General features: G+C 37.7%; 15 protein-coding genes and 2 riboswitches. Of the genes, 4 read left to right on the top strand and 11 right to left on the bottom strand.

What is annotated here, in order from left to right; translation table 11 throughout:
- Positions 1-53: 53 nt before the first annotated feature.
- The 4 genes from ACPLVE_RS09630 to ACPLVE_RS09615 all read right to left on the bottom strand — a co-directional run bounded on the left by ACPLVE_RS09630 (position 54) and on the right by ACPLVE_RS09615 (position 3,339).
- Entirely contained in the window at positions 54-1,220 is a 1,167-nt protein-coding gene (locus ACPLVE_RS09630; protein ID WP_424611342.1) for a pyridoxal phosphate-dependent aminotransferase, read from the bottom strand.
- 109 nt (positions 1,221-1,329) lie between these two features.
- Positions 1,330-1,773 (bottom strand): OsmC family protein, encoded by a 444-nt coding sequence (locus ACPLVE_RS09625; protein WP_424611341.1) that lies wholly within the window; start codon positions 1,771-1,773, stop codon positions 1,330-1,332.
- 62 nt (positions 1,774-1,835) lie between these two features.
- Positions 1,836-2,168: a carboxymuconolactone decarboxylase family protein gene (locus ACPLVE_RS09620; RefSeq protein ID WP_424611340.1), complete on the bottom strand. Its 333-nt coding sequence runs from the start codon at positions 2,166-2,168 to the stop codon at positions 1,836-1,838.
- A 190-nt stretch (positions 2,169-2,358) separates the two neighbouring features.
- Positions 2,359-3,339, bottom strand: coding sequence for a lipoate--protein ligase (locus tag ACPLVE_RS09615; protein WP_424611339.1), 981 nt, complete (start codon positions 3,337-3,339; stop codon positions 2,359-2,361).
- Positions 3,340-3,450: 111 nt separating this feature from the next.
- A riboswitch (glycine riboswitch) is annotated at positions 3,451-3,561 on the top strand.
- Positions 3,562-3,563: 2 nt separating this feature from the next.
- A riboswitch (glycine riboswitch) is annotated at positions 3,564-3,648 on the top strand.
- 60 nt (positions 3,649-3,708) lie between these two features.
- On the opposite strand from ACPLVE_RS09615, the gene gcvT reads away from it, so the two are divergent.
- Genes gcvT through gcvPB form a run of 4 tightly spaced genes read left to right on the top strand, consistent with a single transcriptional unit; the run spans position 3,709 to position 8,031 of the window.
- On the top strand, positions 3,709-4,833 hold the full coding sequence (gene gcvT / locus ACPLVE_RS09610) for a glycine cleavage system aminomethyltransferase GcvT (RefSeq protein ID WP_424611338.1): 1,125 nt from the start codon (positions 3,709-3,711) through the stop codon (positions 4,831-4,833).
- A gap of 12 nt (positions 4,834-4,845) precedes the next feature.
- Entirely contained in the window at positions 4,846-5,226 is a 381-nt protein-coding gene (gcvH, locus tag ACPLVE_RS09605; protein WP_424611337.1) for a glycine cleavage system protein GcvH, read from the top strand.
- A 5-nt stretch (positions 5,227-5,231) separates the two neighbouring features.
- A complete protein-coding gene (gene gcvPA / locus ACPLVE_RS09600) occupies positions 5,232-6,572 on the top strand; it encodes an aminomethyl-transferring glycine dehydrogenase subunit GcvPA (protein ID WP_424611336.1) in 1,341 nt (446 codons plus the stop codon).
- 1 nt (position 6,573) lies between these two features.
- Positions 6,574-8,031: an aminomethyl-transferring glycine dehydrogenase subunit GcvPB gene (gene gcvPB, locus ACPLVE_RS09595; RefSeq protein WP_424611335.1), complete on the top strand. Its 1,458-nt coding sequence runs from the start codon at positions 6,574-6,576 to the stop codon at positions 8,029-8,031.
- Positions 8,032-8,084: 53 nt separating this feature from the next.
- Here the strand turns inward: gcvPB and ACPLVE_RS09590 are convergent, their stop codons facing one another.
- The 7 genes from ACPLVE_RS09590 to ACPLVE_RS09560 all read right to left on the bottom strand — a co-directional run bounded on the left by ACPLVE_RS09590 (position 8,085) and on the right by ACPLVE_RS09560 (position 17,323).
- Positions 8,085-9,275 (bottom strand): sugar ABC transporter permease, encoded by a 1,191-nt coding sequence (locus ACPLVE_RS09590; RefSeq protein WP_424611334.1) that lies wholly within the window; start codon positions 9,273-9,275, stop codon positions 8,085-8,087.
- 16 nt (positions 9,276-9,291) lie between these two features.
- Positions 9,292-10,815 carry a sugar ABC transporter ATP-binding protein gene (locus ACPLVE_RS09585; protein WP_424611333.1) on the bottom strand — a complete coding sequence of 508 codons (1,524 nt, stop codon included), beginning with the start codon at positions 10,813-10,815 and terminating at the stop codon, positions 9,292-9,294.
- Positions 10,816-10,831: 16 nt separating this feature from the next.
- Positions 10,832-11,968 (bottom strand): sugar ABC transporter substrate-binding protein, encoded by a 1,137-nt coding sequence (locus tag ACPLVE_RS09580; protein WP_424611332.1) that lies wholly within the window; start codon positions 11,966-11,968, stop codon positions 10,832-10,834.
- 169 nt (positions 11,969-12,137) lie between these two features.
- Positions 12,138-13,220, bottom strand: coding sequence for a sugar ABC transporter substrate-binding protein (locus ACPLVE_RS09575; protein ID WP_424611331.1), 1,083 nt, complete (start codon positions 13,218-13,220; stop codon positions 12,138-12,140).
- A 3-nt stretch (positions 13,221-13,223) separates the two neighbouring features.
- Positions 13,224-14,813: a response regulator gene (locus ACPLVE_RS09570; RefSeq protein WP_424611330.1), complete on the bottom strand. Its 1,590-nt coding sequence runs from the start codon at positions 14,811-14,813 to the stop codon at positions 13,224-13,226.
- The gene (locus ACPLVE_RS09565) at positions 14,779-16,302 is read right to left on the bottom strand and encodes a sensor histidine kinase (protein ID WP_424611329.1); all 1,524 of its coding nucleotides are present in this window, start codon (positions 16,300-16,302) and stop codon (positions 14,779-14,781) included. Before ACPLVE_RS09565 ends, ACPLVE_RS09570 begins: the two co-directional genes overlap by 35 nt.
- Positions 16,303-16,315: 13 nt before the next feature.
- Entirely contained in the window at positions 16,316-17,323 is a 1,008-nt protein-coding gene (locus tag ACPLVE_RS09560) for a substrate-binding domain-containing protein (RefSeq protein WP_424611328.1), read from the bottom strand.
- Positions 17,324-17,491: the final 168 nt, after the last annotated feature.

Raw genomic sequence — 17,491 nt, 5'->3', positions numbered from 1 at the left:
TTTATAGGTGGGCATTCAGAAAAAATACCCACCCCAACTATTGACAAAGAGCCTTAAAGTTTTGCCATAAATTCTTTCATCCTCTTTACCGCTTCTTCTAAGTTTTCCATTGATGTGGCATAGGCCAGCCGCACATACCCTTCTCCATGTTCCCCAAAGGCATTGCCCGGCACAACTGCAACTTTCGCCTCATAAAGAAGCCTTTTCGCAAATTCCATTGATGTAAGCCCTGTACTTTTTATCGATGGGAATATGTAAAATGCCCCTTTAGGCTCAAAACAGGAAAGCCCCATCTCCCTTACGCTTTCAAGTAAGAACTTTCTCCTCCTGTCATATTCTTCTCTCATTTTTATTATATCCTCATCCCCATTTTTGATTGCCTCAATTCCCGCATACTGACACATTGTAGCCGCAGCTGTAACAGCGTATTGATGAAGTTTAGCTATATGTTTGGTAAAATGCTCAGGAGCAGCTATATACCCGAGACGCCATCCCGTCATAGCGTAAGATTTTGAAAATCCGTTAATGGTAATAGTTCTTTCCCACATGCCAGGCAGGGAGGCAAAACTTGTATGCTTAAATCCACCGTATACCAATTCGGAGTAAATCTCATCTGTTACTACAATAAGGTCATATTTTTCTACTACTTTGGCTATCTCCTTTAAAGCCTCTTTTGGCATTACTGCTCCTGTAGGATTGTTTGGATAGGGTAATATCAAGACTTTTGACCTTTCGGTTATATATTTCTCCAGCACATCTGCCCTTAATATAAAGTCGTCTTCTTCATAGGTGGGAACAAAAACTGATTTTGCTCCAGCTATAACAGTGCAGGGATGATAAGCTACAAAAGAGGGTTCTGGTATTAGCACTTCGTCCCCTTCTTCTGCCAAGGTGTTTAAAGCTACATATATTGCTTCTGTAGCCCCTATTGTAACTAAAATTTCTTTTTCAGGGTCATAAGATAGGCTATACCTTCTTTCTAGATAATCTGCAATTTCTCTTCTAAGCTCAATAAGTCCTGCGTTCACAGTGTACCCTGTCATGCCTTCGTCCAAAGCCTTTTTTGCCGCATTTCTTATGTGCTCTGGTGTTACAAAATCTGGCTCTCCAATGGCAAGAGAAATCGCCCCTTCAACTTCTCTAGCCATGTTAAAAAAATACCTAATTGTGGATATTTCTATGGCCTTTGCTCTTTTGGCAATCCTGTCTTCAAAGTTCATCTCTGATCCCCCTATTCATAAAATTCCTTTATTATTATTCTACAAAAATACTAAAAATCCTTTAAAAATAAAAAATCACCCGCCAAAAAAGCGGGTTTTTACTCAATATTTACTCAATTACTACATCAGATAATACAAGCCTCACGGGATTTGCGAGAGAATCACCTACTGGGCAGGTATTTTCAATAAATTTAACAAACTCTTCTATTTTCTCTTTTGGCGAGTTAGATTTTATGTGCATCTTAAACCTTATCTCCTGAAAACCAGGTCTTACACCAGGTTTCCCCATAAATCCATCTGTGTCAAGGTCACCTTCTAATTCCACCCAGAAATCTTTAAGGTCTATCCCTTTTGCTTTTGCAAAAGCTGAAGCAACAATTGTTTGACAAGAACCCAAAGCGCAGAGCAATGCCTCCACAGGATTCATCCCTTTATTTGTACCGCCTAATTCTTTTGGCTCATCCATCACTATCTTAAAGCCTCTTACCTCACTTTCAACTGCTAAACCTTCTGGCAACTTTCGTGAAACTGCTTTAAATGTTTCAATTGCCATTTAAGACTCCTCCTTTTTATATTTATCGCATTTTTATCATTTTAGACGGCTTTTAATGGATTTTACTTTACAGCCTGTTCTAAAACCTTTATAGCCTCAGTCGCATATGCCACACCAGGTCCTCCACTCATAAGTACAGCTACTCCCAATGTCTCCATTATTTCTTCTTTTGTAGCTCCTGCCTGAAGTGCAGAATTCACATGAGCAAGTATGCAGTAAGAACACCTAATTGCAACAGCAATTCCAAGCGCAATAAGTTCCTTTTCTTTGGCAGACAACGCTCCATTTTTTGTAGCGGCATGATGTAGTTCATTAAAAGCCTTCATCACCTCAGGAATTTCTTTTCCCATCTCCCCCATTATTCTCTCTAAATCTCTCATATCAAGGTTTGCCATAAAATCACCTCCATTTTTAGTGTTTCTCATCTAAACAAATATCATACAGTTTTTCCTCCCTTCCCCTATGGGAGGGGGTAAAAATTTGATAAAATAAAAACGACAATTATTTAACAATTTTGTTTGATTATATTTTATCACTCTTACGTTAAAAATTCAACAAGCTCAGGTAAAAAAAAGAAAAAATTTTTCAAAACATCACCTCAATCAAATTATCAATAGTTATATTTGCCATATAATCTTGAAGATTTATCTTCGAAAGAGCCTTCCTCACCTCTTCCTCAGAGTGTTTTACGCCTTTTAATAAATCCTCCACTTGAGAAACATCGTACTTCCCAAAGAAATCTCCGTATATTTTTATATCTTTTATTACACCCTTTTCTACGTTTAGGTTGACTTCTACAGTACCGCCGGGGAATTTTTTCTCATGCTTCATTTTATAATCGGGGGAAGACCCGAAATTCCACTCCCAAGTGCCGTATTTCTCTTCCACCAATTTGTTTATCTTCTTTATATCTTCTTCTGTAAATTCGTACATTTCTCCTCCGCCTGTTTGCTCTTTTATGTGTTCCATTATTAAATTTATAAATTCCTCTATGGTGATAGGCTCTTTTAAATATTCGCTTATATTCGCCACCCTTTTAGAAACAGATTTAACCCCCTTATCTTCAAATTTAACAGGCCTCACCTTCAAAGCAGCCGACAAGTCTGTAATGTTTGAAGAAAAAAGCAAAGTCCCATGATGCAAAATCCTATCCTTGTAATAATACTGAGCATTTCCAGATATCTTTTTCCCATCGATTGTTATATCATTTCTCCCAGAAAACTCTGCCTCTACTCCTAATTTTCTAAGAACATCTATAATAGGCTGTGCAAACCTTTTAAAATCTGTAAATCCACCCTCATCTGCATTTACAATAAACGTAAAATTCAGATTGCCTAAATCGTGAAAAACAGCGCCTCCCCCTGATAATCTTCTGACAACGGGAATTTTGTGTTCTCTTACGTAGTCTAAATTTATCTCTGCTAAAGTATTTTGATTTTTGCCAACTATTATGCTGGGTTCATTTCGCCATAGCATGAAACATTCATCTTTGAATTCTTTTAAAACGTATTCTTCTGCTGCCAAGTTGAAATAGGGATTTGTATTTTTATTATAAATATACAGCATGCCATCCACCCCTCGTCTCAGATTTAACAATTCTTGACTTTGCTTTCAGCTGTAATATATAATGATGGTAAAAGTATAGCATAATTTTAAAAAAAATTGAATACTGTCTAGATGAAGATAGCGAGAGATTATCTTCCATAAATGGAAGATAGCCGAAGGGGAAATACAAAGGCCCGCCAAGCCTTTGTAGAAGCTCTCAGGCGGCAGGATCGCTATCGGATAGGCCTCTGGAAAGCCTCGTAAAGAGCGCCGAAGGGGCAATACATATGGGAAGCCATATGTAGAAGCTCTCAGGTACAAAAACAGAGGAACTGTGATGGCAGTATATCTTATTGTGCGCTTTCACAGGCTCCTCTGTTTAATTTTTTTATGAAAGGGTGTGATAGTTTGGATAATCTCAAAAAAACCCCATTGTATGAAATTTATCCTAAGTACAATGCAAAAATAATAGACTTTGCCGGCTGGGCAATGCCAGTTCAATTCGAAAGTATAATCTCTGAACACGAAGCCGTGAGAAATGCGGCAGGCCTTTTTGATGTATCCCACATGGGAGAAATTATCGTAAAGGGAAAAGACGCATTCCCCTTCCTCCAAAATCTTATCACAAATGACCTTTCTAAATTAAATGCCAATCAAGTGCTTTATGCTTTTATGTGTAACCACAACGGAGGAGTGGTTGACGACCTTTTGGTTTATAAATACTCTAATGACTACTACCTTTTAGTAGTTAATGCAGCAAACATAGAAAAGGATTACAAATGGATGCTGAACAATGCAGGAATATACAAAGTGGAAATCGAAAACATCTCAGACAAAATAGCTGAGCTCGCGATACAAGGACCAAAAGCAGAAGAAATACTTCAAAAATTGACAGATGAAGACCTCTCCCAGATTAAATTTTTCTATTTCAAGGATAAAGTAAAAATTGCTGGTGTAGAATGTTTAGTTTCTCGTACAGGTTACACTGGTGAAGACGGATTTGAAATTTACATGCCAAACGAGTATGCTGTCACCCTGTGGGAAAAAATTTTAGAAGTAGGAAAAGATTACGGTCTCAAGCCGGCAGGTCTTGGAGCAAGGGATACACTTCGCTTTGAAGCAGGTTTGCCTCTTTATGGAAATGAATTAGGAGAGGACATAACTCCTTTAGAAGCAGGTTTAGGCTTTTTTGTAAAATTTGATAAGGGAAATTTCATCGGAAAAGATGCCCTTTTAAAACAGAAAGAACAAGGTTTAAAGAGAAAACTTGTGGGCTTTGAAATGATAGACAATGGAATTCCTAGACACGGGTATGAAGTACAGGCTGATAATCAAAAAATTGGCTATGTGACTACGGGTTATTTCTCTCCAACTCTTAAAAAGAACATAGGGCTTGCTTTGATTGACTCGAAATACGCCCAAATAGGAAATCAAATTGAGGTAATAATAAGAAATAAACCGCTCAAAGCGGTAATAGTTGATAAGAATTTCTACAAGAAAAATTATAAAAAATAGGAGGGTTTGAACATGGAAGTTTTAGAGGGACTTTATTATTCAAAAGACCATGAGTGGGTAAAAGTAGAAGGAGACAAGGCATACATAGGAATCACAGACTATGCTCAGCACTCTTTGGGAAACATAGTGTACGTAGAACTTCCAGAGGTAGGTGCTGAACTTTCTGCTGGAGATGTACTTGGAGTAGTAGAATCTGTAAAAGCCGCTTCAGACGTCTACACTCCAGTAGACATAAAAGTGCTGGAAGTAAACAATTCTCTGGTGGAGGACCCATCTCTTATAAACAATGACCCATATGGAAGCTGGATGGTGATAGGAGAGCTTAAAGACAAATCTCAGTTAGACAAACTAATGAAGGCCGATGAGTATAGAAAATTCTTAGAGGAGGAGTGATAGTTATGTTTCCGTATCTCCCTATCTCCTCCGAAGATGAAAAGGAAATGCTAAAAACCATAGGAAAAAACTCTATTGAAGAATTATTTGAAGTCATCCCAAAAGAGGTTAGGCTAAATCGCCCCTTAAATTTGGGAAAACCCATGTCAGAGCTGGAGGTTAGAAAGCGCTTAGGAAGTTATGCAGATGAGAATAAAAATTTAGGCCAGCTTGTAAGCTTTTTAGGCGCAGGAGTGTATGACCACTACATTCCATCGATTGTAAAACACATAATCTCAAGAGCTGAATTTTACACGGCTTATACCCCCTATCAGCCAGAAATAAGCCAAGGAACACTACAAGCCATTTTTGAATATCAAACGATGATAACAGAACTTACAGGAATGGAAGTCACCAACGCTTCTATGTACGATGGAGCAAGTGCCTGTGCAGAAGCCGCAATGATGGCCTGTGATGCTACAAAAAGAAAATCCGTGATAGTTTCAAAAACCGTAAATCCAGAGACAAGAAAGGTTTTAAAAACCTATATGCACTTTAGAGAAGTGGAAGTAGTAGAAATAGAAGATACGGATGGAGAAACTGACATTGAAAAATTAAAAGAAGTGATTAGCCCAAACACCGCAGCAGTCATAGTACAATACCCCAACTTTTTTGGAATAATTGAAAACTTGCAGGAGATTGAAAAAATAACCCATGAACAAAAGGCTATGCTCATAACCTACGTGCATCCAATATCTCTAGGAATTTTAAAATCTCCTGGAGAAATCGGTGCAGACATAGCAGTAGGAGACGGACAATCCCTTGGGAATGGACTTAATTTTGGAGGACCGCATTTGGGATTTCTGGCAACTACTCAGAAGCTTCTTCGCAGAATGCCTGGAAGAATAGTAGGTCAGACCAAAGATGTAGACGGGAAAAGAGGATTTGTTTTAACTCTTCAGGCAAGAGAACAGCATATAAGACGAGAAAAAGCGACTTCAAATATATGTTCCAACCATTCATTAAATGCTCTAACAGCAGCAGTGTACTTGGCTACAATGGGCAAAAAAGGTATTAAGGAAGTAGCTTACCAGTGCTTGCAAAAAGCCCATTACGCTTATGCAGTACTCACTCAATCAGGCAAGTATAAACCAGCTTTTAATAAACCTTTCTTCATGGAATTTGCTTTAAAAACAGACAAAGATGTAGCCGAAATAAACAAAAAGCTTTTGAATGAAGGCATACTGGGCGGTTACGACCTCCAGAGAGATTACGAAAAATATAAAAATGTAATGCTGCTTGCATTTACTGAAAAGAGAACAAAAGAAGAAATTGATAGGTTAAAATCTCTCCTGGAGGTGATGTAGAATGTTAAAAGAGTACAACAGCCTCATATTTGAACTTTCAAAAGAAGGCAAAAAGGCTTATAGTCTTCCACCCCTTGATGTGGAAGAAAAGCCTTTAGAAGATATAGTACCTAAGGAAATGCTCAGAGAAAAAGAAGTGAATCTACCCGAAGTGAGCGAAGTGGACGTAATAAGGCATTACACTCTGTTATCTCAAAAAAACTATGGAGTGGATATCGGATTTTACCCATTAGGCTCCTGTACCATGAAATACAATCCTAAGATCAATGAAGACATGGCTTCTCTTCCCGGCTTTACAGAACTTCACCCGTATCAGCCAGAAGATACGGTGCAAGGCGCATTAAAGCTCATGTACGAGCTAGAAAAGGCTCTTTGCGAAATCACAGGCATGGATAAGTTCTCTCTACATCCTGCAGCAGGAGCCCATGGCGAACTCACTGGTTTGATGATAATCAAAGCCTATCATGAACACAGAAACGACAAAAAGCGCAAAAAGATAATAGTGCCTGATTCTGCCCACGGTACAAATCCAGCTAGCGCAGCAGTTGCTGGTTTTGATGTAATTGAAATCAAATCTACTAAGGATGGAGCAATTGATATTGAAGCCTTAAAAGCCGTCTTGAATGAAGAAGTAGCAGGTCTCATGCTTACAAACCCTAGTACGCTCGGTTTGTTCGAGGAAAACATAGTAGAAATAGCAAAACTTGTTCATGAAGCGGGCGGACTGCTTTATTACGATGGAGCCAACTTAAATGCCATAATGGGTATAAGTCGCCCGGGAGACATGGGCTTTGACGTAGTACATCTAAATCTTCATAAGACCTTCTCAACTCCTCATGGTGGAGGAGGACCCGGTTCAGGTCCTGTAGGAGTTAAAAAAGAGCTGGCTGATTTCCTGCCTGTACCGACAGTGGAAGAAAAAGATGGAAAATATTATCTCGACTATGACAAGCCTCTTTCTATAGGCAAGGTTAGAAGTTTTTATGGAAACTTCAATGTGCTAATAAAGGCTTACTCTTACATTCTCACTATGGGAGCTGAGGGATTAAAGAAGGCAAGCGAACTAGCAGTATTAAACGCCAATTACTTAAAAGAAAAGCTAAAAGGACATTACAAAGTAGCAGTAGACAAGACTTATATGCATGAATTTGTATTGGCAGGACTTGCTGAAAAATCTGGTGATGTAAGAACCCTAGATGTAGCAAAGAGGCTCATAGACTATGGTTTCCATCCTCCAACTATCTACTTCCCTCTCATCGTCGAAGAAGCTTTAATGATAGAACCTACAGAAACAGAAAGCAAAGAAACGCTAGATGCTTTTGCGGAAGCCCTCATAAAAATAGCACAAGAAGCAAAAGAAACTCCAGAACTTTTGAAAGAAGCTCCTCACAATACACCTGTGAGAAGACTAGATGAAGTGTTGGCAGCAAGAAATCCTGTCATAAGATGGACAAAATAGAGGAGGACCATCGAGAGCTGGGGGAATAAAAAAGCGGGGTATCACCCCGCCTTTTATTTTCCTCTGCTTCTTGTAGCCACATCGAATATAACAGCTGCCGCCAACACAAGCCCTAAGATTATATACTGAAGTGAAATATCTACTCCCAAGAGGTTCATTCCGTTCGTAAGCGTCGTCATGACAAAAGCTCCAATGAGAGAATTCACAACTTTTCCAACACCGCCGCTTGCTGATACTCCTCCTATGAAGGCACCAGCAATAGCATAGAGCTCAAACAAGGTTCCTGCAGTGGTAGTCGCCGACTGCAACCTCGATGCAAAAAGGACTCCTGAAAGTCCTGATAAAAATCCCATAGATGCAAACACTATGAGAGTTATCTTGTTAACATCTATACCGCTTAATGCAGCGGCTTCAGGATTCCCTCCCACTGCGTATATGTGCCTTCCCAGAACCGTCCTATTTGTTATAAAACTATATACAGCTGTCACAATCAAAACTATCACAAAAGTCCAGGAAATTCCTCTATAACGAGCCAAAGTAAAGGTCAGATACAAGAGAAGCCCGCTTATAAATACCATTTTTATCAAAAACATATCCCATGGAATTACATCAAATCCTCTTCTTGCTTGTTCATTTCTGTTTTTCAATGAAAAATATACGATGAACACTACCCCTATTATCCCTATTAAAATGGTAAGCTTATGGAAACCCGGCATGAAATTTTGCAAAAAGGGTATATCAGGTATAAAGTCATTTCCTATAGCATTAAAGGTTTTATTAGTTATTATTATGGTGCCAGGCCCTTTTGTAGCAAGAAGAAGTGCTCCTCTATAAGCCAGCCATCCTGCCAGAGTTGCCACAAAAGCTGGAATCCTCAAGTAAGCAACCATAGAACCATTTAAAAGCCCTGCTAAAGTTCCCAATATAAGCACTATCAATATAGCAGTAAAAGCCGAAAAATGATGAAATTGCATCAGAATAGCTGCAATCGCTCCTAAAAACCCTGATAAAAATCCTACTGAAAGGTCTATATGACGAATAACTATTATTAAAGTTTCACCAATCGATAACACGGCTATATAACCTGTCTGGTCTACCAAATTGCTTATATTAACGGGAAGTAAGAAATCGCCACCAGAGAGAATTGCAAAAACTAACATTATGGCCAATAGGGCTATGAACATTGCATAATCTCTCACATTTTCTCTTAAAAAATCCTTTAAATGTTCATAAAAAGACTTCATTCTGTTAAACCTCCCTCTAGATAACTGCGTAGGCCATTACTTTTTCTTGGTCTGCTTCGTCTCCTTTGAGCTCCCCTGTTATTCTGCCCTTGCTCATCACGTATATCCTGTCGCTTAATCCCAGTATCTCTGGCAGCTCAGATGAAATGAGTAAAATAGCCTTTCCTTCTTTTGCAAGCTGTCTTATTAATGTGTATATCTCGTACTTAGCCCCAACGTCTACTCCTCTAGTAGGTTCATCTAATATTATGACTTCAGGTTCAGCAAAAAGGCCTTTGGCTACCAATACCTTTTGCTGGTTTCCTCCACTTAGCGTTGATACTTTTACCTCTACATGTCTGGCTTTTATTCCTAATTTTTTCTGAAACTCCTGAGCCACAGCTATTTCTTCAAGGTCATCTATAACAGTCCCTCTTGTCAAAGCCTTTAAATTTGATAGAGTTATGTTTTCTTTAACTGTATTTATGAGAATTAACCCTTTTTGCTTTCTGTCCTCAGTAAGGTATAAAAGTTTATGCTTTATGGCATCGGCCGGTTTTTTAAAATGCACCCTTTCTCCTTTTAAAAATATATCTCCCTGCACAAAGTATCTATAAGGATTGCCAAAAAGACTTAGTCCCAATTCCGTTCGACCGGCCCCTACCAAACCAAAAAGCCCTACTATTTCTCCCTTTCTCACCTTTAGATTTACATCTTTCACAATATATCTCCCTGTCCTGGGATCAATGGCGCTTAGGTTTTTAACCTCCAGCACTACTTCATCAGTAGGTTTAGAGAGAGGAGGGGGATAGAGATTGGTAATCTCTCTCCCCACCATGTGCTTTATTATTTTTTGCTCATCGACTTCTTCTCTTTTACAGTCAAAGTACGCCACAGTTCTTCCATCTCTTAACACTGTTATAGAATCTGCCACCTTTAGAACTTCTTTTAGCCTGTGGCTTATGAGTATTATAGTAACACCCTGATCTTTTAGCTCTTTCAGCAATTCTAATAAGTTTTCACTTTCTGTTTCACTCAAAGCTGAAGTTGGTTCGTCCAGAATGAGCACCTTTGGCTTTTTAGAAAGAGCTTTGGCTATTTCCACTAACTGCTGCATGCTGACACTCAAATCTTTAGCTTTTGCCGTGGGGTTAATTCCCTCTCCTTTGACTTTTTTAAGCAATTCCTTAGTAAGCGAAATTTCTTCTATTACATCGACAACTGCTCCTTTTCTTATTTCGTTGCCCAAAAATATATTTTCATACACCGTCATCTCTGGAACAAGAGACAATTCCTGATGAATTATAGAAATACCCGCTTTTTCACTGTCTTTTATGCTGTAAAATCTCACAGGGTTACCCTCAAGGAGGATTTCTCCTTCATACTCACCATAGGGGTAGACCCCGCTTAAAATCTTCATTAAAGTGCTCTTTCCTGCACCGTTTTCTCCTACTAAACAGTGAATTTCATTTGGATATACCTTGAAGTTTACGTCAAACAGCACCTGTACACCAGAAAAGCTTTTGCTCACATTTACCAGTTCTATAAGCGGGGCACCCATTTTTACACCTCCTCAATTATTTAGGCCACTTAAAGTCGCTTTCTTTATAGTAACCAGAGTCTATGAGAACCTGCTTTACATTGTTCTTATCCACAACCTGGACAGGTGAGGGCTTGGATGGAACATCCTTTACTCCATTGTTATAAGTCTTCGTAGACTCAGGTGTACCGCCTTTGAGGTAAGTGAGAGCCACATTTATAGCGTCTTTAACCAGTATTCTCACATCCTTGAAAACAGTCATAGACTGTTTGCCATCGATAATATACTGGATAGAAGGTTTCTCTGCATCCTGTCCTGTAATCACATAGCTCTTGATATCAGGGTCTGCTGCAAAAGTATCTGCTATAGACCTAGCAGTTCCATCATTTGGAGCAAGGATAAATACATTTCCTTTGAGATCTTTAGGTGCTTTTGCTAAATTAGCCTGAGCCAGGTTCTTAGCCGTATTAAAATCCCAGTTCGTGGTAATCTGTCCTATTATATCTGCCATTTCTTGACGACTTAAATCCTTTTTGTCTTTTAAAGCATTTGCCTTATCAGAATTTGCGATCACAAAAGTGCCATCAGCAATCTTGGGCTGCAAAACTTCCCATGCACCTTGGAAGAATAAAAAGGAATTATTGTCAGACAAAGCTCCTGCATAAAGGTAAAGGGGATTACCTTTCCCAGTAGCATGGTCTACAAGGTACTGTCCCTGTTTCTGCCCCACTTGTACGCTGTCAAAAGTTACATAATAGTCTACCGCATCCGTATTAAGTATCAAGCGGTCATAAGAAATCACCTTTACTCCAGCCTTTTTAGCTGCCTCTGCGGATGCTGCAGCAGCATTAGCATCATGAGGACATAAAATCAAAACTTTAATACCTTTGCTCAAAAGTGTTTCTACATTGGCTTTCTCTTTTGCAGGGTCCCCTTGGCTGAAAAGTATCTCTGCAGCATAAGGAGTGTCTTTTAAAGCATCCTGAAATCTAGTCTCATCTTGTATCCATCTTGGCTCATCTTTTGTAGGCAAAACTATTCCAATAGCTAACTGTTTACCTGAAGAACCTGAACTGGTCGCGGATTGTTTTGAAGAAGAACACCCTCCTAAAAAAGCAGTTACAACTAATAATAAAGCAGTTAAAACAAGTAAAAGTTTACCTCTGTTGTACATTTTTCACCCTCTCCTTAATTTTAAATTTGCATAATATAAATTCTACTTCACCTCAAAAATCACCTCTGAAAGTTTTTTTGTTATCCTTTACTTTTTTATTTTTCTTGCTCTTTCACTTTTCTCTTAGCTGTAATTTTTTAAGACAAAAAAAATACAGGGTATAAACCCTTCATCTTAAAGAACCTGTATTTCTGTAAACCTGATCCCTAGTATGAAATCCATCCTTTATCACTGTATCATCGATGTTTGACCTGTCAACAGGAATAGGCTCTATGACATAGTAAGGTACGTAATACTTGCCGTCATATATGGTATTTTTTAAATCCAATTTCTCTCCTCTGGCAAGCTTGATAGCCATTCTAGCTGTAGCCTCTGCAAGTTTATCAATAGGCTTATACACAGTCATAGCTTGTGTTCCTTCAACTATTCTCTGACAAGCCGCAAGATCTGCATCCTGACCCACAACCGGAATTTTTCCTGCCAGTCTGTGTAAAGCCAAAGCTTCTATAATGCCACCTGCCAGCGCATCATCCCCTGCTATAATAGCATCTACTTTTATCCCCTTTTGTAGCACTTCGTCTGTCACATTAAAGGCATACTCTGACATCCAGTTTGGCGCCCAGTCTTCTTTCACAATTTTTATGTCTCCCCTATCTATAAAAGGTTTTAATACGCTGTCATAACCTTCTTTTATCATCTTGGTATTATTATCGGTAGTAGCTCCATTTACAATGAGGTAATTGCCCCTAGGAACTCTCTTTATCAAGTACTCTGCCATAAATTTACCCACTTTTACGTTATCAAAGGAAATATAAAGGTCTACATTAGACCTTGTTACAAGTCTGTCATAGGATATAATCTTTACCCCTTCTTTTTGAGCCAAAGATACAGCATAAGAGGCTTTTTCTAAGTCGTTTGGTACTATTATTAAAACATCAATCTTTTGATCCAGAAGGTACTTAACCTGTTTTAACTGATCTTCGTCGTCATTATTGGCGTTTTGAACCAATACCTCTGCTCCAAGTTCCTTTAATTTTGCCATTACTATGTCTCTATCTTTTACCCATCTTTCCTCTTTCAACGTCCCCAGCGAAAAACCTATCTTTATCTTTTTATTTTTTCCCTCTTCTTTATACAAATTCTTTCCGCTGTGATAGGCTACCACCTGCTTCACAGTCAAAAAACCAAGAAACACGGCTATAACAACCAGAACAAGTGCTACTAAAAGCTTCAATATCTCTCTTGCTTTCAATTTCTACACCCCTTCCCTAAAGTCAGTGGGCGTTATTCCTGTAACTTTCTTAAAAATCTTGCTAAAATAATTGGGATCGCTGTATCCCACCTTATAGCTCACTTCTTTTATGCTCAACCCCGAATTTTTAAGGAGTTCCATCGCCTTTTTTATCCTCAGATTTGTAAGGTAATCAATAAAATTTTCTCCCACACGCTCTTTAAAAAACTTACTAAAATAGTGATAACTCATGTTCACCTCTCTAGCAACATCTTCTAAACTTATGTCTTTGTCAAAATTTTCTTCAAGGAAATTTATTATCTTTAATGTAATACCATCCCATTTCTTTCTATTGATGGTGTCTATATTTTCAACCATTTCCCTCAACATTTTCATAAAAAAGACTTTGAGTTCTCTCACGTCCCCTATCTTCAAAATCTCTTCTATATATTCCACCTCTTCTTGGAAGAACCCTTCTTCAAGATAGTAATAAAAACTTCTTTTTATTATCCCCACAAGTTCTATCAGTTTGGATTTTATTTTTTCTACATCATTACCATACTCCATAATCATCCATTCATAAATCTCTCCGAAAATCTCAAGCGCTCTCGCCAGGTCCCCCTCTACAAGTTTTTCAATGAAGAGTTTTTCCTTGTCCAAAGGATAGGGAAAAGTTGAAACCGCAGAAATTCTCATCACATCATCAAAGTGCACGACAACTTCCTGTGGTGAAAGTTTCAAAGCCATTTCTGCCTCATAGTAGGATTTCACTATGTTATTAAAGGAATATTCTCTCCCCACGCCTATTCTCAAACTTTCCCTTTCTCTTTCATCTAAACTTTCTAAAACTTTATCAGCTATTTTCAATGAGAAATTCTTCAACTCAAATGAGGACCTACCATCAGCAGGAAAATAGGCACAGACTTTGTCCATAAAAAGTGGCCCTAATATACATCCTTTTAAAAAAGTCCTCAAATGCTCGTATAACTTCTGCCTTTTTAAGTTAAGTTCTATATTATCTTTTTCATTTTTTAAAGAAGAACTGATGAGAAAAATCATGATGTAACCTCTTTTGAGGTTCATACCAAAAATCTCCTCATAAAAGCCTAGATTATCCAATGAGTACCCTCCAAACAAAACTGTATACAAAAATTGTTCCTCCAAATAAGGTATGATTTTATTGATTTTTTCCCTGAGCTCTATCTCCTTTAAAATAGCTTTTCTCCTCTCTTCTATGACCATTGCCGCTTTTTCAATTACTTCTATCACTTTGTTCTTATTGAGCGGTTTTAAGAGATAGTCAATAACGCCAAGATTAATTGCTTCTTTAGCGTAATCAAAATATTCATAAGCTGTTATAATAACGAATATTATATCTCTGTGCCTTTCTTTAATCTGCCTTATAGCCTCTATTCCATCGATTCCCGGCATCCTTATATCCATAAAAACAAGATCTGGCTTCAGTAAATCCACTTTTTCTATGGCTTCTCTGCCGGATTTCGCTTTGCCTACAATTTCAGCTTGAACATTATTTTTCTGTATTATAAATTCTATAGAGTCTAATACTATCTGTTCATCGTCAGCTATTAACAGCCTCACCATAACTATCTTCACCCTTTTTATAAGGAATTTTTAAAGTCACTCTCGTACCCTTGCCAATCTCGCTTTCTATCTCTATTACATCCTCCACTCGAGAAAGTTCGTAAAAAACAAGTAACCTCTGTATAATATTGCGCATTCCAATTCCTGTAACATGCTTTTTGTCCACATCAGAGCTTTCCAGAGATAAAATCTCTTTTATTCTTTTCTCCTCCATTCCTGCCCCGTTGTCCAAAATGTCCACCAAGACCCTGCCATTTTTTCTGTAAGCTTTCAGAATAATTATACCATCTTTTTCTATATCTTCTAATCCGTGTATAAAGGCATTTTCCACTACAGGTTGCAGTATCATACCCGGCATTTCCAAATCTAAAATATCCTCTTCTACTTCCAGTTGAAAATCTACTTTATTTCCAAAACGAGTTTTTAGAATATAAATATACCGCTTCACATTTTCTATTTCATCTTTTAAAGATACAGCAGAATCCAATTTTTTCAAATTATACCTAAAAAGATTTGCCACGTTTTCTATGAATTCAGCTGATTTCTCTGCACCTTCCATCATGGCAAGCTGAGCAGCAGCATTTAAAGTATTAAAAAGGAAATGGGGATTTATCTGGGATTGAAGAGCTTTTAACTCAGCTTCTTTTAGAATATTTTTCATTTTGAGATTTTGCATCTCCTGTTCTTTTAATTTTCTCTCCATCTCAGCCTGTTTCCTTATCTCTCCTATATAACTTTTTATACTAAGTATCATTTTGTTAAACGCTTCAGAAAGTACTTTTATCTCATCGTTTGTCTTAAGTTCAACAGGTCTTACCTCAAAATCACCTTTTGATACCCTGACAGCAAGATGAGAAAGGTCAATAATAGGCTTTGTGATTTTGTAAGTGAATAAAAAAGCTAGAAATACGCTAAATCCTATAGAAACCGAAATTAAAAATGCGTTTAAATAGCTCAAATATTCCATATTCTTTGTAATAGAAGCATATTTAGCTGACCCCTCTTGCAATTTATTGTTTAAAAGGTTTGTAATGTAAAACTTTATATAATCGCTTATTTTTATGGACTTTGTAAAGTGGTCTATATATTCGCTTGTAATCCTTCCCCTCTTGGCATTTACAGCCGCATCCGCTTCCTCAAGCAATTTGTTTATCATATTGGCTATGTCTTTCAGCATAAGACCATCGGCATCATAATAATTCTGACTCAGTATTTCAGAGGCTTTATTTTCTAATTTGTTGTAAAGAGAGTAGTAATTCAAAAGTGCATCGGAGGATTTGGTAGCAAGATACCTTTCCACCTCTGTTTCTAGCATGTTTACATCCGAATTTAGATTATTCAAATACACATAATCCACAAAAATAGATTTAAGTTTTTCTATGGCTACTTTTGCATTGTAGTAAGAATAAAAGCTTGTTAAACCCATCAAGAAAGTCACAATAAGGTAGTATATTATGAGCTTTTTGCGAATTCCTTCTGTTTTCCACAATTCCCTGAGCATTTTCTGCACCTTCTCAATCCAATGATTGAATTTTCTTCAGATACTCATTAATATTTTCCCTTGTGATGACATTGACTCCAATGTCCACAAATGTAGATACAATGTTTTTTTTCTTAAGTTCCACCATTGCCCTTACGCTTTCATATCCTATCTTGTAGGGATCGCTCATCACTGTCCCATATATGACACCTTTCTCGATATACCTTAGAATATCCGGAGCATCCCCATATCCCACTACAGTGATATCTCCAACCTTATTAAAATCCACAATTACTTGGGCCGTACCTATCGTATCAACAGAATCCGTTACGTATATTGCATTTATTTTATCGCGCCCGCTTATGATGGATTGGGTAATCTCCTCTGCGCTTAAAGTTCCAAGCTTTGATGTATAAACTTTTACTACTTTCATATCAGGATAGTTCTTTATTGCATCCAGAAAGCCGTTAATCTTAAGGTTTTGATTAACACTATCCAGCTGATAATCATTGCTGACAATTATAGCTATGTTAGCCTTCCCTTTTGTAGCCTTTGCCATCAACCTTGCAGCTTCTTCCCCTAGATGGAAACTATTAGTACCTATAAAAGCCTGTCTTTTGCTGTCCTTTGCATCATTCTCCACCGTAATGACGGGAATACCTTCCTTATAGGCTTCTTCGATTAAATTTACAAACTCTTCATTGTTAGCGACATGGGTAATTATTCCATCAACTTTTGAAAATATAGCAATCTCCAAGTACTTAAGCTCTTCTTGTATATTATTGAATTTAGGAGCATTAAACTCAAGGGCAACATTGTAATATTTGGCCGCATCCATTGCCCCTATTTTTATTTCCTTCCAGAAAGGGTCTACCGAGTTTTGACCTACCATATAGAAATGGTACTCGGGTACTTTGGCAAATATAGGTTTTTGAGCAGTCTGAAATCTATAAAGCAAAAAGCCTGAAATAGAAATAGCAATGATCGATATTATTATTATTTTATCAAGTAGTACAAACAATCTTTCCTTTAACGTTTTCATGGATTTACTTCCTTCCCTCACAATTGTCCCTTGATATAATGATAAACCATCTTCTTTAGCATATCAACGATAAAAATCTGTTAAATCAAAAAAAGGTGCAAAAACGCACCTTACAGACTGTTGACAAAGTTTAAAAAGTGGCATTTTGTGTGTAAATGCGACTTGTTG

Origin of the sequence: Caldanaerobacter sp., assembly GCF_049701115.1 — a bacterium.
Lineage (GTDB): Bacteria > Bacillota > Thermoanaerobacteria > Thermoanaerobacterales > Thermoanaerobacteraceae > Thermoanaerobacter.
The sequence above is the reverse complement of the archived record's forward strand: the minus strand, read 5'-3'. Positions and strand labels throughout refer to the sequence as shown.